Here is a 19,880-nt window from a genome sequence, read left to right on the forward strand (position 1 = left end):
GCCATTCAACGGAGACATGACATGTTCGAGGGCAAGACCTATTGGATCGTCGGCGCAAGCGAGGGGCTGGGCCGGTCACTGGCAACGCAGATGGATGCGCTTGGCGCGCGGCTGATCCTGTCTGCGCGCACTGAAAGCCGCCTGAGCGACCTTGCCGCCGGGCTGCGCGACGCGACGGTCATCCCCATGGATGTGACCGACAGCGCGGATGTCGAAAGGGCGGCAAAAGAGGCCGGTGAGGTCGATGGCATGATCTATTCGGTCGGCGCCTACGAGCCGATCACGGCCGAGCAATGGGATCCGGCCACGGTCGAGCGCATCTGCGAGACGAACTACATGGGCGCGGTACGACTGCTGGGCCATCTTGCCCCGGACTTCGCCCGCCGGGACCGCGGACACCTGGTTCTGATCGGGTCGCTGGCCGGGTTCACGGGCTTGCCGGGCGCCACCGGGTACGGCGCCAGCAAGGCGGCGCTGATGCACATGGCCGAGAACCTCTATGCCGATCTGCGCCGCACAAATGTCCGGGTCCAGCTGGTCAATCCGGGCTTTATCAAGACGCGCCTGACCGAAAAGAACGATTTCCACATGCCCTTTATCATGACCGCGGACAGGGCCGCCGGGCTGACCATTGCGGCGATGCGCCGGGGGCGCTTCCAGACATCGTTTCCGATGGTCTTCTCCTGGCTGTTCCGGGTGGGCCGGTTCCTGCCGAAAAAACTGTTCCTGTCGCTGATGTCGTGATGCCGTATCGCCGGCGCAGCCGGTTCGCCCACAGGGCCCCGGTCGCTATCAGGTCGACGGCCGGCCGGATGGGCGCAGGTATCGCCGTCCGCCACCCCTGCAAGGGACAGGCGGTTTCAGGTCGACCAGGCGTCGACCACGTCTTTCCACTGATGGATCGCCTCGCGCTGGATCAAGCTCTGGTGGTCGGGTGAGGTGACTTCGCGCAGTCTCAGATTGTCGCCTGCGACGGTTTTCCATTTCTGCAATGCGTCGCCGGGAAAAGTGTCGCAATAGACCAGGTCAACGGGCAGGGGAAAGGGTTTCAGGGTTTCGGCGGCAACCACGACGTGACCCAACGCGCTGCGTTGCCCCGAGCGCGGACGCGCACGTGATCGCCTGACCGAGTCGCGCGCCAGCCGCAGCAGGTTGCGCACTACGCTGAACTGGCGCGAGGAGATGCACCGCAACGCTTCTCCGGCCGCGGCGGCGGCATAGGACGGGTTGGTCCGGGTCGCCATCGGTGTCACGGGTTCGATCAGCGCCACGCCGGTGATCTCTTCACCCGCTTCGTGAAGCCTGCGCGCCACCTCGTAGGCCAGCAGCCCGTGGAACGAAAACCCGATCAGCTGATAGGGGCCCGATGGCTGGATCCGGCGCAGACCCTCGATATATTCGGAAACGTAATCATCCAGCCGTTTGCGCAAGGACACCTGCGGATCACCGGCAATGCCGGGGCTGATGAAAACCCGGCGGTCGGGCCAGAGCCCGGCAAGGTGCCCGACCCCGAAGCCGATCGCTATCAGGTTCGGACCGGTCACGCCCTCAACGTGAAAAAACGTCCGCGCCGGGCTGTCGCCGCCGCGGCGTTCGATAAAGGCGGACATTTCGCGGATGGACGGATTCAGCCAGATTTCCTCGAAGCCGATATCGGTTGAAAAGTGATCTGACAGGAAACCGGCCAGCATAACCGCTTCGAGCGATGTGCCGCCGGCATCAAAGAAGCTTTCGTCAACCGACAGCTGGCGTTTGCCCAAGGCCTGCTCGAAACAGTTGAGAACGGCGATCTCGGTGGCGGTCCCCCTGGCCTGGCTGGGCCGGGCGCTGCGGGCGGCCAGGTCCTCAAGCCGGACGGTCGCCTCGCGCAGCAGCTGCTGTGCATCCAGCTTTCCGTTCGCAGTCAGCGGAAAGTGATCGTGCGCCAGCAGGAGGCGCGGCACCGCGAGCGTTGGCAGCCGGGTCGTGATCTGCGCGCGCAGCGCATCCGCGTCGAACGCAGCCGCCTTGCCGGCTATGCAATGGCCGACCAGGGTCGGGTCACGCCCCGGCCCGTGGTCAACCGCACTGACCCAGGCATCTTCGATCCCCTCCGCGGCGCGCAGTGTGTCGATGATTTCGGGAAGGCTGATGCGCACCCCGTGGATATTGACTTCGCTGAGGTCGGCGCGCCCCAGTAATTCAATCTCGCCACCTTTCAGGCGCCGCCCGAGGTCGCCGGTGCGGTACCAGCGCTCGCCATCCCGCTCCAGGAACTTTTCCGCCGTCAGCTCCGGCCGCCGGTAGTAGCCGCGCGCCACCGCGCAACCACCAATCCAGATTTCGCCGGTCTCATTGGTCGCGGCATCCGCGCCGTCTTCACGCGCTACGCGAAGCGATAGGAACGGTTGAGAGGTACAGATCGTCGTGTCGACCGTGGGCGCATCCTTGTCAAAGACGGTTTTGGCGGCGGCGGGTGCTTCTGTTGCGCCGTAGAAGCCCAGCAAATTGGCAGAAAGCTGACGATGTGCCATCGCCTGCAATTCAGCGGGCATGGCTTCGCCGGCGCAGATGAGCGTTCGCACCCCGGCCAGTGCCTCGGCCGCTGCTGTGGAACGCAGAACAACGTTGAGCAAACTCGGGGTGATGCGGAAAGTAGTCACGCCCTCGCGCTGCACAAGCGCGGTAAAGGCGCGGGGGTCCGTGCGGATTGCGGGTTCGGCGATGACCGTCGGCACACCACACAGAAGCGGCAGAAAGAGTTCGTCGACCATGGTAATGAAACTGGACGGCGTCCAGGCGAGATCAGTGTCACCATCGCTGACGGATACGCTTGGCACAACGTTCTGCATCCGGCGCACGTAGTTTTCGTGGTGAATCATCACCCCTTTCGGTCCGCCGCTGGAGCCGGATGTGTAGACGATGAAGGCCAGATCCGGGTCGCAGCGGTCATGATCCGTACCCGGGTCCGCGTTAGATTCAATTGCTACGGCGACCTTCCCATCGCCGTCCTGTGATGGGGCACGTGTCAACGTGCAAACGGGGCGAACATTCTCGATGATCGCGTCGCGGCGCTCGTCGCCCAATGCGGGGTCGATCGGAACCGCGCAGGCGCCGGCGATCTGAACACCACACATTGCTACCGCCAGTTCGAGGGAATGTTCGATCTCGATCGCCACGAGTGCACCCGGGCGCAGCCCCGCATCCTTCAGCCGCGCGGCGAGCGCGAGCGCCTCGTCGCGCAGCTGTTTGCGCGTCAGTTCAACGCCCTGAAAACGAAAGGCGCAACGCGCGGGCGCGTTTTCGAGCGCCTCAAGCAGCATGGCGCCGAAATCATAGTCATCATCAGCGTCCCGGCGCGGCTTGTCCGTACCTGTGCGGAGCTGCGCCTTCTTCTGCTCGTCATACATCTGAGCGCTCCCGCCAGCAGTCTTTTAGTCGCCGGACGCAACCGCGGTCAGGGGGGTCACGGGCGCCGCCTTGTCGTGGTCCTTGGTCCGCATCCGCAACGGCGTCGGAAAGGCGTGTTTCGAATGGCTCAGGCCGGTCTCGACGAAAGTTTTTGCAAGTTTCACGGTCAGCGGCACGGGGTCGAGAACCGGTATATCGTACCCGGCGGTCCGAAGATCCTCCTCCAGTTGCCGTGCAGCGCCGAACATCGCGGTACAGCCGATTATCAACGTGTCCGCGCCATCCTCTTCAATCGCGGCCTTGGCCGCAACCACAAGGCGCTCGCGCCGCAGGTCCGACTGCGCGCGCAGGTCCGCGACCCGAATGTCGATCGACCGGGTGGAGGCGTATTTCTCGGCCACGCCATATTCCCGTGCCCGCCTGTGGAACGCCGCATGAGTCGACCGCGAGATCGACAGGACGCTGTAGCGGTGCCCGAGGGTCGAGGCGATGCTCATCGCCATCTGGCAGGGTCCGAGAACCGGGATGCTGACGCATTCCCGCGCCGCGATCAGGCCGGGATCGCCCATGCAGTCGATGACCACGGCGTCCACGCCATCTTTCTCGGCCGCCATGATCTTGGCAACGGTATCCGGCGCGGCAAGCACGGCGTCATAGCCGCACTCGACCGCCTTCGGTCCTTCGTCAAGCTCGGTGAAATCAAGGATATCGTTGTCATCGAGGATGCCTTCGAAATCTGTTGCCAGCGTGAGGCCGGTCGAGATGATCGGCGTGATGACGCGTACATGAACGCTCATGGCCGCCACCGGTGAAGCTGAAGGGTGCCGACACAGGAAAAACCCAGATGTTCAAGACAGCGCCGCGATTCCTCGGAATAGGCATGGACAAAGGCCTGCGTGCGGCCCGCGCGGGCGGCGTCGTGCAGCCGCCGTTTCACGACCGCGCTGTAGATGCCGCGCCCGCGATTGCCCTCCAGCGTGCACGAGACCCGGAGCAGAACCGATGGACCGTCGCCGATATAAGACAGATACCCAACGCCGACCGGCGTATCGCTACCATCTACCGCAGCAGCGTAAATTTCGGTTCTCTGAAGTTTCGATGGGTTTGCATACGCATTGTGGAAAATCTCAGCAACATCGTCCGGAACATCGAACCCCTGTGCCATCACACACCAGATGCGCTTGTCCGCAATTTCGTCAACCTTCCAGATGTGAACGCCGTCAGGCGGTTGCGGTTTACCATGCGGTTCGATGCGTTTGACCATCGCCGCAATCTGCAGGGGCGGATTGATGAAACCCTGATCCTCCAGCAGCGATACCAGCCCGGAATGATCGCAGCGGGGGCATGTCATCCAGTCGAACCCGCGGCCCTCGGTGCGAAACCGTTCCGTCACGCGCTCCAGCGCCGCTGCCGCCTCGCCGGGGTCATCGGTAGTCCAGCATATCAGGCTGAGCGCAGGGTGCGGATTGGGCGACGTCCAGCCCTCGACCCCGTCCACCGCGATCGCCTCGATCGCGCCCGGCTGCGAGACCAGCGTGAAATGACTGGCCATTACTTCTTCGGCCGTTATGTCAGAAACATCTCCGGCACGTTCGTCTAAAAGGGTCATTTCCTGTTTCCGCTCCGATCATGTGTGTCCAGATAGAGCATTGACCGCCCGGCCTTGGTAAGGGCTGTCAGCCGGGGCAGTTCGTCGGCGAACAGGCCCAATTCGATCTGCCAGAAAAACCTGGGCTGCGGACCGGGGTAGATGTCGATAGTCGGCCCGTTGCAGTAATAGGCATAGATCAACACCGGCACTTCGCACAGGAAGAACTCGGCAAAGCGTTCGAAATCCTGTTCCGTCTCGATCGGTTTGACCGAACTGATATGGTCATAGAGGATTTCGCGAATGCGGCCACCGTTTTGGAACGCGGCGGTCAGTTCGGCGCGGTATTCCGGGGGGGTGTTCGCCTCAAGCTCGCGCCACTTCACGATGTCTACCTGGTTGGTTCGCTTGCCGTTGATGGCCTTCTGGACCATCCGCGTGATATCCGACGACAGGCGTTCAATCTTCGCCGCCTCTTCTTCGGGCAGGTCGTCGCGCTTCAACTCGGCCATGCTGTTGTAGCGATAGGGATCATCGACCGCGCAGACATGGCCGTTCAGACCCAGCCCGTCGCACATGTCGATGAACCGGTCGATGTAAGACCGGTTGAACCCGCGATTCTTGATGCTGATGAAGATCCAGGCATCCCGCCCTTGCAGGTCGAAATCGCCGGTCCGGTTTGACAGCACGCCGCCGATACCGGGTAAGATGCATTCCCTTGCCGGCAATAGTTCACTGACGTTGAAGCCCGCGACCGATTCCGCATCCGCCGTCGTCTCGGCGAGCGAGTTCACAATTCTTGCACTATACATTTAACATTCATCCGTTTTTACATGAAGATTCAGAGCATCGCAGCCCCGGGTCATTCCCAATCGTTACGTCTCAGTCGGTTAGCCGCCAGGCGCCAGTCGGCGGGTGGTCGAAAGACCGATTTTATTCAATCGTGCACGGCGCGCTGCAATTTCTTGTGCCTGTGAATTGTAAAAAGTGTAAGTCATTAGCAACGCTCAAGTTAATGGTGCGAAGGGCAACCTGTCAATATTGAGCGGCTTTTTGCACATACGCGTGGCAGGGCAGCGAATTACCACTCGTTTCATGGATAGGGTCGGCTGCAGGGATGAGAGGCACGTTCAACACGGTCTTGCAGGAGCCAAGCCTGCCGGTCACGGAAAGCTGCTGTTGCCGCCAAATGACAGTAACATTGGCTCCGAAACTGTGCCAAAGTTCGCCTGTAAGTGTCGGAAAAATATGGAAACCACCCCCGGTGTCGGGCACCCACTGCCGGTGCGCCCAACTCTTTCCAGCAGTCTTTTTTTGACACGGAAGTGAACAGATTTTTCGCGCGGCATCGCTGAAAAGAAGTCACAACGCATCTTTACCCGTTACGGCATCTGTCCGAGCCTGCCCTAGGGCGAGCGGCCATTCATGGCACGAAGTATCAACGCCAGAATGAACAGCACCAAGAAGACAAAGAACAGGATCTTCGCAATACCCACAGAGGCCGACGCGATGCCGCCAAATCCAAAAACGCCGGCAATTAGTGCGATGACCAGAAAAACAACTGCCCAATAAAGCATGGCATATCCTTTCAATAGCCACCTGCGTTGAAGGGTCAACGGCAACGTCGCGCCAGTTGTTCCAAAGGACCGTCAAACAGGGAGCTGAAAAATTGCGGGAACCTTCGGTGCTGCCCGGGCGTTGGTTCCGTGAACCAGCGTGAAAGGAGCATTCAGATGGCCAAGTCGGGCGCCGCCGATAAATCGACCCGGGAAGATGTGCACGAACTGATCGAACAGATTGGCACTCTGAAAAGCGATGTCGCCGCGATTGCCAAGACGCTCGCCGAACTGGGAACCCATTCCAAAGAAGCCGCGCAGGCCAAATTTACCAACTCTGTCGCGCAGTTGCAGGAACGCGGCGCCGAAGGTGTCGAAGCTGCCCGCGCGGGCGCGCATGAGCTTGGCAATCAAGCCGCGGAAGCTGTTCGCAGGCAGCCTGCCACCGCGGTTGGACTGGCTGTCGGGGTTGGCTTTCTCCTTGGGTTTCTTACCGGGCGGAAGTAAGACATGGCCGCAATTTTTCAAAATCTCTCGGGCGAAGTGAAGGTTGCCGTCAGATCGGCCACCTTTACCGCATTTGGCATATTGTTCTGCCTGGCGGGTACGGTTTTTCTGTCAGTGGCTCTCTGGCAGTTTCTCGCCGTCGAAATCAGCGCGCTTGCCGCTTCTCTCGGGCTTGGCGCCATCTATCTGATCGCCGGGCTGCTGCTCCTTCTTCTTGCGCCCAACAGGCATCGCGACGACGAAGAGCACCGCCGCGCCGCTGACGAGAACGCGACCACATTCGAACCTTTCTTCCAGATGGCGCAGGGCTTTGCCGCAGGAATGCAGGCAGGCCGAGCCGCCCGCAGCGGCCGCGGCTAGTTCCGCGGTCCAATACCTCTTGGCGCAGAGTAGATCATGCGCTGGCCACGCCGGTTGAATTCAGCAAATCCTGCCCGAACAGCAGACAGAAGCCCCATGCCCCTTCTGTCTGCGCATTATTACGCATTCGAAGCCACTGTTTCGCCTGGGTTTTGACACCCGCCCGCGTGTCATCGCGGAACCTTTTGGCGAGTTGCGCATTAAACTCTGACATAACGACACGGAGTTTTCATGCCGGCCCGCTGCAAGAACTGCCCGCTTAGAAACTGGCCGCTTTTCGATCCGATGACGGACGAAGAGGTGAATTTCATGCAACAATTCAAGACCGGCGAGATGAGGGTCGATCCGGGCACCACCCTCATGAACGAGGGTTCTGACAGCCCGCAACGGTTCACCACGCTCAAGGGGAAGGGATTGCGCTTCAAGACCCATGAGACGGGCTGGCGGCAGGTCATTAGCTTCGTGCTGCCCGGCGAATTCATCGGGCTTCAGGGCGGGGTGATGAACAAGATGCAGCATCTGGTCGAATCCGGCACCAGGATGATTCTGTGCGTCTTTGACCGCAAGGCATTGTGGACGCTCTTTCGTGACCACCCCGGACGCGCCCATGACCAGACATGGATGGCCGCCTTAACAGAGCATGTTCTGGGTGAAAGCATGGCAGCACTGGGACAGCGGCGCGGGATCGAGCGGATTTCGCGGGCCCTCACCCGTCTGTACGGCCGTGGCGCCGCGCTTGGGTTTCTGAATGGCTCCAAAATGCCTCTGCCTTACCAGCAGCAGGATCTTGCGGATGCTCTGGGTCTGTCACTGGTTCGCACCAACAAGGCCCTGCAACCGCTTCGTGACCGGAACATCGCCCGCGGGTACGACGGACAGCTTGAAATCCTGAAACATGCCAAGCTGCGCGAAATCGCCACTCTTGCCCCGTCGGCCAAACCGGTGGTCCGGCCGTTGATCTGATTGCCGGCCTACCCCACAGCAGAGGCTTCGACTCGATGAAAAGAATCCATACCGCAACCCAGGACCAGGCCGCACGCAGCGCGCTGATTGTCATCGCAGTCATCCTGTTTTTTTCGGCACTGAGAATAGGCGCAGAGGTATTTGCCCCGCTGGTCATGGCGCTTGTCACCGGTGTGATCCTGGCCCCGGTAATGGAGTGGCTGGAAAAGGCGCGGATCCCGCGCAGCATCGCCGCCTTGCTGGTCCTGATGAGCGGTGTGCTGTTCGTCGCTGTTCTGGCATTCCTTGCCGAGCCGATTATCTGGCGCCTCGTCGACGAATTGCCCAGGATCAAATGGGAAATACGCGGCTGGGTCGAGGAGTTTCGCGGCGCCGTCCGAAACCTGGATGAGGTAAACAAGCAGGTCGAGGAAGTTCTGGGAACCGGCTCATCGGACAAGGTCGAAGACGCCGAGCCGGCAGTCCCCAGCCTTACGAACGCCTTGTTTCTCGCACCACGCATCCTGGCGCAGTTCCTGATCTTCCTGGGAGCGCTCTATTTTTTTCTGCTCACCCGAAAGGGAACTTACGCATGGATCTCCAGGCAGATCGCAGGCGAAGAAGAAGTTGATCGGATCGAGCAGCGTTTCACCAATGCAGAGAACCTGGTTTCGCGATATTTCCTGACGATTTCGGTGATCAATGCGGGTCTGGGCGCCGCACTTGCCGGGGTGCTGACGGTGATCGGTCTGCCCGGCGCGGTGGTTTGGGGGGCGGTGGCGGCACTGCTCAACTTCGTGGTCTATCTTGGGCCGGCTGTTATGGTCGGCGCTCTGACCTTTGCGGGCATCGTTGCCTTTCATGGGTTGATCAGTTTTGCCCCACCTTTGGCCTTTCTGTTTCTGAACATGCTTGAATCGCAATTCGTGACACCGGCGCTGATCGGACGGAATATATCGCTCAATCCACTGCTGATTTTCGTCTCGCTGGTGTTCTGGCTATGGCTCTGGGGGCCGGTGGGCGGTATCGTTGCCATCCCCGTGCTGCTGATCTCGATCGCCCTGCTTGACATTCTGAGCTCTGAAGATGAGGACCGGTGCGCCTGATCGGCAGTCCCTTCGACCAACACCGGTTGGCCCACGACAACGCCGTTCTCCGAGTGTTCACCGATCGTGCCGCACAGACAGCCCAACTGACGGCAGCGATCCTATGAACCCTGCCGCAAACCGGTGGAACCGGGGTTTCAATGCTGTCTTGCTGGCTAACCCGAGCCGGTCACGATACCTCAGAACAAGAACTAGTTGAAACCTGGGCGTTATTCATGATTGGCGATCCCGGAAGGACTATTTGTTATTATCTGCGCGATAGAATACATTTAAAATCATAGTGTTACAATCCATACTGATAGGGGGGTGTCATGCCTTGTGTCACCACTTGATCTTGGCTTTATCCTTTGTGCCAATCGAGCAATTTGCTCCACAAACGGAGAAGTCTGCGACTTCCTACCTTTTGCAGACTTCAGTAAACCTAGGTAATTTGCCTAGTGGCCTTCGAGAACTGGCCGTAGCTCAGCCATCCTCCACTCTTGATTGTGCCTGCCCGATGTTGGAAGTTGTGAACGTTGTACTGGAAACGTCTGATATCCAATGAGACAAATGGCAGCAATCTGAGGGTACTTTTAGTGAGCGAAGAAAATAGCGGCACATTGTCCAATGAAGCTAACTTAGTTGTTAACCAAGACGTAGAAGTACCTAGCCCGTTCGCAGTTCAGATCGCTTCAGTTTCGATCAGTAGCCTAAACAACTATTTTGACGAAGGCTATGAACTGGATTTGTCTGCGACGTTTGGTCAAGATTACATCAGGCTACAAGGTGATGACGGGGTCGAGATAGAAGCATACTTCGGGATTAACCAAGCTGAAGTGCTGCTATCTTTTGCAAATTCTTACCCGACCCATGGCCCTCACTACCATGACTATCATCGACTAGATGAAAAAAGCGTCCACGTAGAAAAAACGACCGAGCGCAAAGAAAAATCTTCGGGAAATTTGGGCGCCGACTTAAAAGCTTCTTTTGGAGTCGAGAACTCAGCCAGTAAGGCGTCAGGCGACGTCTTGCTTTCGAAAAATTTTGAGAAGGATCGCATCTCATTTCAGACTAGTAGATCAGTGCGAAACAGGGGAAAGTTTATTGTTCCAACAGTAGATAGAGTTTTGATTGGCGCTCAAGACAGTGAATTTCCTTTGGACGGCGTTGCGGTGGCTGGATACAGGGGATGGAAAGTTGTTCCCAAAGAAAACGTAGCAAAATCTGGTGCAGTAGCGAAGCTACGTGTTCAGGAGACTTGGATTTCTGTTGCAGATGTAAAAGTTTCCTACGCAGGAGGGAAAGTTGGCCCTGATATCAAAGGTTTATTTGAATCTACCAGTAGCGAAGCAAATCAGAGACGGATTTTCTTCGAGCTGCTTTTGCGAAAACTTGTATTTTTAGGTTTGCAAGATTCTCAGGATAGGGACTATGCGACTCTTGCGGCTGACGCTTTCGTTGTCGAGCCCGAAAGAGAACTCTCATACAACATTCCAGCGACCCAGCAGAGACTGAAGATTCCACTGAATCCTGCACTCATTTCTAGGTTTTTGAACGCAAGCGAGGAGGAGATGCGAGAAATCGCTGCCGATCCCACAAAATACCTAGTCAATAAAGTGAAAATTTATGAATTTCCTTGCTGCCATCCAATCAGCTTATTTCGTTATCTAGGGTTGCCCACTTCGAACTTCCCACTTACTCCTGCAGTTTCCAATTTAGTTGATAGTTCGGTTATCGGTCGTGAATTAGACTTTTTGGATATCCCCTATCGTAATGAATTTACTAGAGTCGTGATCGCGCTTTCTCGTTCTACAGGCGCGGAGAAGCTTATCGATCGTGTTGAAAAGGTGCCAGTCATTAAGGAAGCCCTGTCTCGTTATTCTATCGCTCGGTTCGGAACAGAGGAACCTCGTAGAAAGGAGTTTCGCCTTTCAAACATACTTTGGCCAAGAAAAAAGACGCAAAGCGGCATGGTGCGAAGTTTCTTGCGAGAATATTTCCAGAAAAAATGTGGGAACAGCATTGCGCTCAGCGAGATCGAAGAAAAAGTCGAATACTCAATTGCCTGGGTCGAACTCATCTTGTTAGTTAAACACAGAATAAAAATGAAATCGGAGTTTGTTTAGCAAGCCTAGGCTGTGTTTCATCTCTTCACACTAAGTTCTTCAATAAGTTTTTTTCCAGGCTTCGCCGGTTCGGTAGTCGCCATCTAAATCTTTCGAAAAGCAAACTCTGTATCGGCTACCCGCATGGCTCGATGTATCGAGTTCAAGGCGCTGGAAACGTTCTTTGCTTTGCGCTTTAAATGCCCAGTTGCTCTTACCATTTATGATTGTGAACTCCGGGAGTAGAGTTGAAATGAAAGATGCGGAATATGTTAAAGCTGTTTTGTCTACGGAATACGAGACGGAGCACTCTCACGAGAAGCCCTACCCAAGCCTGACGGAAGTCATAAGAGAGGCTTCGATTGATTATTTGGCTGGAACCGTGGACGGAGAGTTGCCAAACGGCAGAAAAAGCCGCGAAGGCTACGACTACCTTTGGTTTAAACACGGTGAAAAATCGATACTTTCCCACCGCTTCATCGCAGCAATAACTTTAGGCAAATGGGTTCCTAGAGACTTTGACGTAGACCACGTTAACCACAACCCCTCGGATAATAGACCCGCCAATCTTCGGATTGTGACACAGCGGGACAATATGGGAAACCGGCGAAAAGCTTTGCTTTCAGAACTGGCAAACCTAGAGACAGTTTCTTTAGAACTCAAAAATTTTGAACCTTCAACGATCCCTGAACCCAAGGTAGAGCAGGTAGAGATTAGCGTTACCACATCTCCTGACCTTACTTATGATCGTGGTCCTATTCCTCAGATCAAGTTCACTGGAGAGACTAAGCCCGCAGGCGATGGTTTAACTTGGCATAAAACCAATCTAGAGTCTTGGCATCTCCGTCGAGACTGACGACTGTTGATCCCGGCAGGGCAATTCTCATCATCTCAGTTTTTGATTTTTATTTCTTTTCAACGCGTTGGCAATGGCATTCTTCTATTGTGTAACTCCGTGTGTCACCTTTAACAAAGTTACCGGATTTAAAAGCTCGTCTTGACGTGCCGACATCTACACAAATCTCTATTTCAACATTGTGCCCAAATATGCCACTGAAATGCTTATGTTGTTCACATCGCACAGCGTCACGAGTAGTTTTTAAGAAAACAAGCAAGAGGAAGTCCTTTGAGAAATCGACTCTTTGTTTCATCATTGAAAATATCGAATTTCAAAGGGATAGCCTCTCTTGAACTAAACTTTGATCCCAAGCTCACTGTAATTGCAGGTTCTAACGGCGTTGGGAAAACTTCAATTTTGAAAGCCGTATTGGCTACCGCCACACAAGTTTGGGTAAGTACTGAACGCGGCTCTGGGTATCCCATTCATAACCTGGACCTGAATGCACGACGGCACGCAACCACCAACGGAAAAATTGAAGCTCATTTTCGAGCTGCTTCAGAAACAGAAACAGAATACTTTGAGCTTTGCTTGGACAAAATCGTTGGCACACGGCACCTCAGGGAAATGGTTGAATACGTCAAGCGCCAAGAAAACATGGAAACAAGCCTTATCGTCTACTATGCGCAAGAGCGCATTGCAGATCGAAAGCAATCAAGATCGATTGCAAACCGAGAAAGTTCACTAACGACATCCGTTAGCTCTGTTGGCGAATTTAAGGATTGGTTCTTCGAGAGAGAAAGCGACGAAGCTCGAGAGATAAAGAAGCGAAAGGACTTTGGTTTTAGCTTTCCAGAGTTGGATGCGATTAGGTCGGTTCTTGAGCAGATGGAGAACTTTGAAACAATCACTTCGAGTTACGATGAAGCTCAATCTGCGCGAAAACTTCTCTTTACCAAGAATGGTCTCGAGGTCCTTTTCGAAGAGCTTTCTAGTGGCGAAAAAGTTTATTTCCTTCTTGCTGCTGACTTGGCGAGAAGGCTGTCTCTGGAATATCCAAATCTGCCCATGCATGAACGTCCAGGTTTAGTTTTGATTGATGAAGTTGAGCTTCACTTACATCCCTCGTGGCAAAGAAAAATACTTGCTGAGTTGCTAAAGTCGTTTCCAGCTTGCCAATTTATTGTCACGACACATTCGCCCCAGGTGATGGGCGGGGTCAACGCTAGAAATATTCGACTATTGAGCGCTGATAGTAACGGTGAGGTTACGGTAAAAATCCCAAGTGCGTCCAAAGGACGTGACACAAACTTTATTTTAGAGGCATTGCTGGATTCTCCAGAGAGAGAGTTTGACGTCGACAAGCTATTTGAAAACTTTGATCGAGCTTATGACAAAGGTGATTTGGATGGTGCAAAATCAGCGTTAGAGCAAATCGAGGCCGAAGTCGAAGGTGAATCTTCTTTGGTTTCTACGTTGCGAAGTAAGTTTGAAAGAAAGTTTGGAACCCAATGAGAGGTTCTTCGAAGGGAGCCCCACCAGATACGTTTGTTGAATGGTTGGCTCTGGGTCAAGACAACGAAGATTGGACGCCAACTTACCCTGCGCTTAGCGGTAGCGAAAAACAAGATTTGAGATCGAGCCTCTTACGGGAACAAACCGGGCAGTGCCTTTACTGCGGCAGAAAATTGAATCTGAGTGATCCTCTAAAAGCACACATAGAACATTTTCGACCGCAGAGTACCTACCCAATACTGAGCCTCGAATACTCAAATTTGTTCATGAGTTGCGGCCCTAGGGATGACGAGGGCAACACCTTGGAGGTGTGCGGCAACAAGAAGGGTAATTGGTTTGACGAACGTTGCCACGTATCTCCATTTCCCGAAGCTAGCTGTGTGTCTCTATTTTTTTACCCATCGACTGGAGAAGTAACTGCAGAGGCAGAAAATGCCAAAAAGATGATTGAAGTTTTGAACCTCAATGATTCTGAATTGGTTCGCGAACGTAAAGACTTGATACGTGGTCTGGACGAAGAACTGGCCTTAGTACCAGTAGACATATTGCTTGATAACTGGAAAAGAACCGACCAAACTTCGTCGCGAAAGAGTTTTTCCAACGTTGCTATCGGTTATCTGGAAAGCCAGCCACAGACGAATTGATTTGTTACGGTTCCCCAAGCCCCATTTTTCAATGGTGAGCTTTTGAATGACCGTCTGGTAACAAAGACGGCCATTCCAACGTTCAATTAACTTCGGGTTTTGCGTTTAGAACCCGGTACACTGACCTTTCAGAGATACAGAGCCTCTTGGCAATCTCTCTCTTGCCAATGCCTTTGGCTAACAGTGCAAGTATGTCATTGGCCTTCTCACGAGCTGTAGGTCGTCTCCCCTTGTACTTGCCCAGCGCCTTGGCCTTCGCAATTCCTTCCCGCTGTCTCTCCAACATCAACTCTCTCTCGAATTGAGCCACAGCACCCAAGACGTTCAGCATGAGCTTTCCAGTGGCGTTTGATGTGTCCAGCCCAAGGTCTAGGATACGAAGCCCAACGGACTTACCTTCAAGCTCCTCAACGATCTCGCCAAGGTGCCTTACAGATCGAGCCAGGCGATCTAGCTTGGCGACCACCAGAGTGTCTCCCTCACGAGCATAGTCCATAGCGGCCCTGAGAGACTCTCTGAAGGCCACTGAGCTCGTCTGCTCCTCCCATACCTTTTCGCACCCAACGGCGTTCAGTGACTCTCTCTGAGTCTCTAGGGATGCTTTCTGCTCCAGGGTTGATGTGCGTGCGTATCCGATAAGCATATGAATGCCCTCCTTTGTCTGTCGTTAGGGTTTAAGAAGTGGTGGCAAAGGTCTGCCAAAAGCCGAAAGACCACTTCATATACAGACAGTTCCCCCACAGCGTCGGACTGCCACACGGGCAAGGGCTATTGGCGCAGCCTAAGCGCGCTGGGGTTTGGCGCAATCTTTCTTGAACGATGTAGGGGGGTGGTGGGTCTGCGAAACCGACTTCAAAAAACGGGGGTTATTGTTGTTGTTTTTTTTGATCCCAAAACGTCGTTCCTTACGATACTGACGCCCGAAAAGGAGGTCCTTTAGCTGGTTCTCTTTTGGCTTGAGACATGGCGAGGAGCTAAAAGAGTTTTTGCTCGCAAATTAAATAGGCCGATGGTTTTTCAACTGAATCGTAAATAGGAGACAATTGCCGTGTTTTTTGTTTATGGTTGTGTCAAGGACAACTTTAAGCAGCACATTCGGTTCTTATGGCTTCTTTTTGGTTCATTTTGTTTTTGACCAGGGCTGCGCGAGCATCTCTTTTGGTATTCGGAGTGAGCTTTTGGGGGACATCGGCATTTTGCTCAGATGCTTTTCGATACTTCGAGTCAGTGGACAAATTTGTAGAGCAAGCTGGAGGAGCTAGACTGGCGGAGTATCAAGAGTTCAAAAGAGGAGTGTCAATTTTTCCTAGAGCCATGATCTATCCGCACGAAGTAAACAACCAATCCTTCGCATACAGAACAGTTCAATGGGTATTGCCAGCTGTATCCAGAATCGATGTGTATTTTTCGAACAAGGGAATTTCAGACTTCTGCACTGCTACCATGATGAATGATCGTTGGCTTGTGACCGCCGGTCATTGCGTGAAAATTAAGGAGACCTATGCTGACCGAATAAGAGTTGTACCGAACTATCACTATAGGGGTGCTCGTCCGCTGGTTTTTGAGCCTACGAACTTTGAAATTTTTATAGAAGACGGTTCAGATATCGCCATTATCGATTTAGGCACTTCGAGCTCAAGCCTCACCTCGATTTCTCCTAGCGTACGCTTTCCAGTTTCTGGAGAGTCTGTTGTGTTGGTTACGCACCCGTTGGGACAAGCTAAGGCCGTTAGCAATTACAACTGTGTTGTTGATCCAGACTATCAGGAAGGTTCACCAGTTTTCTATCATTTTTGTACGACTTTTTCGGGTAGTTCAGGAGGCGCTTTGTTTTCAGCAACGGATCATACCTTGTTGGGATTTCACAGCCGAAAAGGCGCCGACGGTAGATCAATTGCTTATTCATCTGCGGCATATGGGAAAATATTCGAGACAATAGGGCTGCAGGAGAGTTCCTTACCCAATGAAGTTTATAGGAATAAGTTTCTTATTCCTGATGGTGAGATTAGATCAAACTTACTCTATTCGTTGCGCTCGAACGCAAACGGAGATTTTATCAAGGGTTTCCTGGAGAGTGAGTCCGAGAACGTATCCACTGACAAGGATTATTTCAAAGCCGTTGTTTGGACGGCCATAGAGCGGGGAAACTCTGAAGCTCTACCTCTAGCTTTTCTCGCAAGAAATAAGTTGGCTGACGTCGATGCATCAAGGCTGGTGTGGAGGGCGGTCAGGGCTATTAGAAGTGATGTGGGAAACAAGCAAAGATTCAAGTTATTGGGTATGTTGCTAGAAGCCGGTTTTCCTCTTTTGCCAAACAGTCGGGGTATATTGCCATCCTGCGACCGACGTACCCCCCCACAAGTTAGAGAATTTCTATCGAAGTATGGGTTTTCGAAGGAGTGTTAGATGAATCTCGTTTCACGTATTTCGACCTGTCTTAGTGTAATAGCTTGTTTCGCGCTCTCTAAACCGAGCCAGGCAGATATTGTTACCACTGTTCCCATAATTTTGATCGACGTACTTCAGGGAAATCCTGATGGTATGGCATGTGGGTCTGAGGGCTCAAGTCTTCACATAGTTGGGCAAGATGTCGCCCGAGAAATACTTAAGGATGTTCGATCAGGGCGCGAACCCATTGAGGTTGTCGGATTTCCAAGTTCGGAGACTTTAAACTCTATGGATGACGACATTAAAGCGTGGCTGGCTGTATTGCAGCGGGCCGGCGGGACCGTTGAAATTGTTTCAGAGGATCAATTGCAGTCAAGCGGCTCCGGGTTGCAGGAAGTTGTTGGTGAGGTGCTAGCCGACGTCAAAGACATAGTGTTCTCTACTTTGGATGAGTCATTAGAGAGCGTTCTCATAGAGAGCTTTCGGGGATACGATGCTCAGATAAAGCTAGTTTCCGGAGGCGGTTCATCCCTGAACGATGACATAGTTGTAGGAGTTAGCTTTAAATGCACAAATTAGGATTGGGCCGAAAACTCTTTTTGATTGCCCCTCTCCTGTCCTTCGGCTGTGGAGAAGAAACTACAGATTCGTCCCAGGGTTTTCGGGAATCCGAAAGCACGTTTTGCCAAGAATTAGAACAAGTTATTAATGCTGGTGGGAACGGCTTTTTTGGCTTTCGTGGAAAGAGAATTGATGACGATGAATACGATTCTGCTTTAGCCTTCTCCGACGCTGAAAAGTGTTGGATCGAAGAAGACAGCCGTTCCGATTGGAAGCTCAGTTGCACTCTGGAATATGAAGCCGAAGAGCGCATAAGCTATGTACGACAAAGATTCACAGACATTGAGTACGATATAGACCAATGTTTGCTGCCAGAAGGTAGGTTTACATATGAGGATTTTGGCAAAAAGAGACAAAGGTTTGAGAAAGGAATAACAATTGAAAGATTGGTGGTTTGGTATGATTATCAATTCGACGGAGACGTTTCCCTGCGACTTCGCGATCGCGGGCGAAGCGAACTAGTGATCGAAATTGAAAGAGAGAGCTAATCATTCTAACGGGTTCTTTGGCAAAGCGCATTTCCTACGTTTGTTGCTCGGGTTCCTTGGCCTTCACTACGATGATGACGACGCCTTACGCTTCATGGTAATGCAAAAGAAGTCAAAGGTGTATCCCATGGCCCTAAGGGGTGCCTTATTGATGTTGATATCTATTGAGACCAAGACCCCTTAGGCTAGCCTCAAGCTTGCAGGCTCGTGGTCGTTCTCCAGATCATCGCTGCTGGATGACTTCTCCTTGATCTCAGGCCTGAACCCCAATCGTATTTCATAAGCATTTCGAAGAGTGTTTGAGGCAGTCTCTTTGTCCTGACGGCGAACAATAAGACTGTCATGGACAGGCAAAGATGGGACATCAAAACGCCTGGCGAGTCGCCGCATGGCGGCTAGGAAGTACTAGGCACTTTTGGGTGGTGGCAAAACCTTGTAATCAATAAACAAGGCGTCGTCGTAATTTCCGAAACGGTGCCATTCTTCGTTGCTAACAACGCGACAAAAGAACCTAAGCCGTTCTGATACGTGTGTATTATCTAGCTCAATTACAATTTTGGGCCCGGAGACTTGTGTCCCATGCACGGACCAGTTGATTTCGTAAGAATCTTGTGGAAATGATGGGTCAACTTCAACCTCAATTGTCAAAACCTCACCAGGACGGAGGTAAGAACTTTGGTCCTTGTGACGGCGTTCTTTGGTAGTTCTCGTGTGTGGAGGGCGGGATTTCTCTAGAGTGAGGGAGCCGAAACTATCTCTTAATCCAATCACAGAAGGTACATTGTATTCTTCAGTCATGCCTAGGTCTTTGTAGTATAATTTGAGACTTTCAATAATGTCGTTTAATAGCAGATGACTTGTTCGACACTTCGTATAGATACAGGGTTCGAATGACACAATTGGTTGCGAGCTCTTTGTACTTTTTTCAAGAGCCCGCGGGCGAAGTTTGCACCTCCGGGAAAAGCTGTATCTAGCGCCACACGAAAGTGCTTTGCGTATAGGTCTTCTCGGCAAACGCAATATACGAGATCATCGAAAAATGCTGCATCAATCAACCTCGAATAGCGAAGTAAATCCTCTGATCGGCGTTTTTCAATTTCTACGACACGAGAACGGGCCAGCAGGTTCCCCCCATTTTTGGTTTCTGCATGAAAATAGTCTTCGCCATACGATTTCGAAAATTTCTCATCTACCAATCGACGCAGCCACATTTCGAGATTTTCTATTACTCTCCGGCAATGGTTGCGAAGTTCAGGCTCTGGGATACTGCTAAATGGCATCGCAATTCTATTGATCTAAGTGAGAGCATCATTGCTCAATGGACGTAATCTCATCTTTTACTGCCCTAAAGGCCTCCTCGAGTAAAACTGCTACGGATATCTCCTTACCATCTTTGAATTTGAAGTTTCTGATGCGGCCGGTCGCTACCAAAGTCGAACCAGTTGCGCTTCGAAGCACCTTGCCATCCGATGTAACGGCAATTCTTGGTCCAACTTCCAATTCGACCAAGTCTCTGGTCTGACCCTTCAGTCCAGGAATGCTGTCGGCGGTTACGTGTTTCGTACTTATGGCCACAGTTCGAAGGTAGATAAAATCTGGATATCTGCTTTGTATGGAAGCCCGAATGTCGGCCAGAGATCGCCCGGTATCGATTTTAATGTGATCCGCTGCTTGTTCGATGAGTACAGCCAGCGCATAGGCTAGATCATCATCGTTAGGAGTTGACCGATACTTCATCAAAATCGGTTCTAGGATTGTATCGTAGTAGTTTTGTGCGAACATGGTGAATGGCTCCTTCAGCATCCCTCGAACTACTCCTATATTTTATCCGTTAATCTATCTTCACACCACCG

20 protein-coding genes are annotated in these 19,880 nt (G+C 53.1%); 12 read left to right on the forward strand and 8 right to left on the reverse strand.

The window, feature by feature from the left end; genetic code table 11:
* Nucleotides 1–21 precede the first annotated feature (21 nt).
* Nucleotides 22–744, forward strand: coding sequence for an SDR family NAD(P)-dependent oxidoreductase (locus AAFO92_RS17150; RefSeq protein ID WP_347537168.1), 723 nt, complete (start codon nt 22–24; stop codon nt 742–744).
* Nucleotides 745–860: 116 nt separating this feature from the next.
* Here AAFO92_RS17150 and AAFO92_RS17155 read toward each other — a convergent pair whose 3' ends face one another.
* The 5 genes from AAFO92_RS17155 to AAFO92_RS17175 form a co-directional block, all read right to left on the reverse strand.
* Nucleotides 861–3,389 (reverse strand): AMP-binding protein, encoded by a 2,529-nt coding sequence (locus AAFO92_RS17155; RefSeq protein WP_347537170.1) that lies wholly within the window; start codon nt 3,387–3,389, stop codon nt 861–863.
* A 24-nt stretch (nt 3,390–3,413) separates the two neighbouring features.
* Nucleotides 3,414–4,187, reverse strand: a complete 774-nt coding sequence (locus AAFO92_RS17160) for an aspartate/glutamate racemase family protein (RefSeq protein WP_347537172.1) — start codon at nt 4,185–4,187, stop codon at nt 3,414–3,416.
* Nucleotides 4,184–4,999 (reverse strand): hypothetical protein, encoded by an 816-nt coding sequence (locus AAFO92_RS17165; protein WP_347537173.1) that lies wholly within the window; start codon nt 4,997–4,999, stop codon nt 4,184–4,186. The genes AAFO92_RS17160 and AAFO92_RS17165 overlap by 4 nt, the downstream gene beginning before the upstream one ends.
* On the reverse strand, nt 4,996–5,790 hold the full coding sequence (locus AAFO92_RS17170) for a hypothetical protein (protein ID WP_347537175.1): 795 nt from the start codon (nt 5,788–5,790) through the stop codon (nt 4,996–4,998). Before AAFO92_RS17170 ends, AAFO92_RS17165 begins: the two co-directional genes overlap by 4 nt.
* 594 nt (nt 5,791–6,384) lie before the next feature.
* Nucleotides 6,385–6,555 (reverse strand): DUF1328 domain-containing protein, encoded by a 171-nt coding sequence (locus tag AAFO92_RS17175; protein WP_347537177.1) that lies wholly within the window; start codon nt 6,553–6,555, stop codon nt 6,385–6,387.
* Nucleotides 6,556–6,711: 156 nt separating this feature from the next.
* Between AAFO92_RS17175 and AAFO92_RS17180 the strand changes: the two genes are divergently transcribed.
* From AAFO92_RS17180 to AAFO92_RS17215, 8 genes are all read left to right on the forward strand, one after another.
* Nucleotides 6,712–7,041, forward strand: coding sequence for a hypothetical protein (locus AAFO92_RS17180; protein ID WP_347537178.1), 330 nt, complete (start codon nt 6,712–6,714; stop codon nt 7,039–7,041).
* Between the two features lie 3 nt (nt 7,042–7,044).
* Nucleotides 7,045–7,401 carry a phage holin family protein gene (locus tag AAFO92_RS17185; protein ID WP_347537180.1) on the forward strand — a complete coding sequence of 119 codons (357 nt, stop codon included), beginning with the start codon at nt 7,045–7,047 and terminating at the stop codon, nt 7,399–7,401.
* A 231-nt stretch (nt 7,402–7,632) separates the two neighbouring features.
* The gene (locus AAFO92_RS17190; RefSeq protein ID WP_347537182.1) at nt 7,633–8,364 is read left to right on the forward strand and encodes a Crp/Fnr family transcriptional regulator; all 732 of its coding nucleotides are present in this window, start codon (nt 7,633–7,635) and stop codon (nt 8,362–8,364) included.
* Between the two features lie 35 nt (nt 8,365–8,399).
* Nucleotides 8,400–9,449, forward strand: a complete 1,050-nt coding sequence (locus tag AAFO92_RS17195) for an AI-2E family transporter (protein ID WP_347537184.1) — start codon at nt 8,400–8,402, stop codon at nt 9,447–9,449.
* A gap of 575 nt (nt 9,450–10,024) precedes the next feature.
* On the forward strand, nt 10,025–11,554 hold the full coding sequence (locus AAFO92_RS17200) for a hypothetical protein (protein WP_347537186.1): 1,530 nt from the start codon (nt 10,025–10,027) through the stop codon (nt 11,552–11,554).
* Between the two features lie 232 nt (nt 11,555–11,786).
* Nucleotides 11,787–12,389, forward strand: a complete 603-nt coding sequence (locus AAFO92_RS17205; protein WP_347537188.1) for an HNH endonuclease signature motif containing protein — start codon at nt 11,787–11,789, stop codon at nt 12,387–12,389.
* Nucleotides 12,390–12,659: 270 nt separating this feature from the next.
* Nucleotides 12,660–13,886, forward strand: coding sequence for an AAA family ATPase (locus tag AAFO92_RS17210; RefSeq protein WP_347537189.1), 1,227 nt, complete (start codon nt 12,660–12,662; stop codon nt 13,884–13,886).
* Nucleotides 13,883–14,530, forward strand: a complete 648-nt coding sequence (locus AAFO92_RS17215) for a retron system putative HNH endonuclease (protein ID WP_347537191.1) — start codon at nt 13,883–13,885, stop codon at nt 14,528–14,530. The genes AAFO92_RS17210 and AAFO92_RS17215 overlap by 4 nt, the downstream gene beginning before the upstream one ends.
* A gap of 82 nt (nt 14,531–14,612) precedes the next feature.
* On the opposite strand, the gene AAFO92_RS17220 is transcribed toward AAFO92_RS17215, so the two are convergent.
* The gene (locus AAFO92_RS17220) at nt 14,613–15,173 is read right to left on the reverse strand and encodes a recombinase family protein (RefSeq protein ID WP_347537193.1); all 561 of its coding nucleotides are present in this window, start codon (nt 15,171–15,173) and stop codon (nt 14,613–14,615) included.
* A gap of 584 nt (nt 15,174–15,757) precedes the next feature.
* On the opposite strand from AAFO92_RS17220, the gene AAFO92_RS17225 reads away from it, so the two are divergent.
* The 3 genes from AAFO92_RS17225 to AAFO92_RS17235 are packed head-to-tail and all read left to right on the forward strand — an operon-like array spanning nt 15,758 to nt 18,027.
* Entirely contained in the window at nt 15,758–16,936 is a 1,179-nt protein-coding gene (locus AAFO92_RS17225) for a serine protease (RefSeq protein WP_347537195.1), read from the forward strand.
* The gene (locus AAFO92_RS17230) at nt 16,937–17,497 is read left to right on the forward strand and encodes a hypothetical protein (protein ID WP_347537197.1); all 561 of its coding nucleotides are present in this window, start codon (nt 16,937–16,939) and stop codon (nt 17,495–17,497) included.
* Nucleotides 17,485–18,027, forward strand: a complete 543-nt coding sequence (locus AAFO92_RS17235; RefSeq protein WP_347537199.1) for a hypothetical protein — start codon at nt 17,485–17,487, stop codon at nt 18,025–18,027. Before AAFO92_RS17230 ends, AAFO92_RS17235 begins: the two co-directional genes overlap by 13 nt.
* Nucleotides 18,028–18,432: 405 nt before the next feature.
* On the opposite strand, the gene AAFO92_RS17240 is transcribed toward AAFO92_RS17235, so the two are convergent.
* A complete protein-coding gene (locus tag AAFO92_RS17240) occupies nt 18,433–18,825 on the reverse strand; it encodes a hypothetical protein (protein ID WP_347537200.1) in 393 nt (130 codons plus the stop codon).
* 510 nt (nt 18,826–19,335) lie between these two features.
* Entirely contained in the window at nt 19,336–19,809 is a 474-nt protein-coding gene (locus tag AAFO92_RS17245) for a hypothetical protein (RefSeq protein WP_347537202.1), read from the reverse strand.
* Between the last annotated feature and the right edge of the window lie 71 nt (nt 19,810–19,880).

Origin of the sequence: Roseovarius sp. CAU 1744 (genome assembly GCF_039839345.1) — a bacterium.
GTDB lineage: Bacteria > Pseudomonadota > Alphaproteobacteria > Rhodobacterales > Rhodobacteraceae > Roseovarius.

Bases quoted from the DNA above. Each gene is read 5' to 3' on its own strand.
- AAFO92_RS17150 (WP_347537168.1), top strand. From the start codon at position 22: ATGTTCGAGGGCAAGACCTATTGGATCGTCGGCGCAAGCGAGGGGCTG.
- AAFO92_RS17155 (WP_347537170.1), bottom strand. From the start codon at position 3,389: ATGTATGACGAGCAGAAGAAGGCGCAGCTCCGCACAGGTACGGACAAG.
- AAFO92_RS17160 (WP_347537172.1), bottom strand. From the start codon at position 4,187: ATGAGCGTTCATGTACGCGTCATCACGCCGATCATCTCGACCGGCCTC.
- AAFO92_RS17165 (WP_347537173.1), bottom strand. From the start codon at position 4,999: ATGACCCTTTTAGACGAACGTGCCGGAGATGTTTCTGACATAACGGCC.
- AAFO92_RS17170 (WP_347537175.1), bottom strand. From the start codon at position 5,790: ATGTATAGTGCAAGAATTGTGAACTCGCTCGCCGAGACGACGGCGGAT.
- AAFO92_RS17175 (WP_347537177.1), bottom strand. From the start codon at position 6,555: ATGCTTTATTGGGCAGTTGTTTTTCTGGTCATCGCACTAATTGCCGGC.
- AAFO92_RS17180 (WP_347537178.1), top strand. From the start codon at position 6,712: ATGGCCAAGTCGGGCGCCGCCGATAAATCGACCCGGGAAGATGTGCAC.
- AAFO92_RS17185 (WP_347537180.1), top strand. From the start codon at position 7,045: ATGGCCGCAATTTTTCAAAATCTCTCGGGCGAAGTGAAGGTTGCCGTC.
- AAFO92_RS17190 (WP_347537182.1), top strand. From the start codon at position 7,633: ATGCCGGCCCGCTGCAAGAACTGCCCGCTTAGAAACTGGCCGCTTTTC.
- AAFO92_RS17195 (WP_347537184.1), top strand. From the start codon at position 8,400: ATGAAAAGAATCCATACCGCAACCCAGGACCAGGCCGCACGCAGCGCG.
- AAFO92_RS17205 (WP_347537188.1), top strand. From the start codon at position 11,787: ATGAAAGATGCGGAATATGTTAAAGCTGTTTTGTCTACGGAATACGAG.
- AAFO92_RS17215 (WP_347537191.1), top strand. From the start codon at position 13,883: ATGAGAGGTTCTTCGAAGGGAGCCCCACCAGATACGTTTGTTGAATGG.
- AAFO92_RS17220 (WP_347537193.1), bottom strand. From the start codon at position 15,173: ATGCTTATCGGATACGCACGCACATCAACCCTGGAGCAGAAAGCATCC.
- AAFO92_RS17230 (WP_347537197.1), top strand. From the start codon at position 16,937: ATGAATCTCGTTTCACGTATTTCGACCTGTCTTAGTGTAATAGCTTGT.
- AAFO92_RS17235 (WP_347537199.1), top strand. From the start codon at position 17,485: ATGCACAAATTAGGATTGGGCCGAAAACTCTTTTTGATTGCCCCTCTC.
- AAFO92_RS17240 (WP_347537200.1), bottom strand. From the start codon at position 18,825: ATGACTGAAGAATACAATGTACCTTCTGTGATTGGATTAAGAGATAGT.
- AAFO92_RS17245 (WP_347537202.1), bottom strand. From the start codon at position 19,809: ATGTTCGCACAAAACTACTACGATACAATCCTAGAACCGATTTTGATG.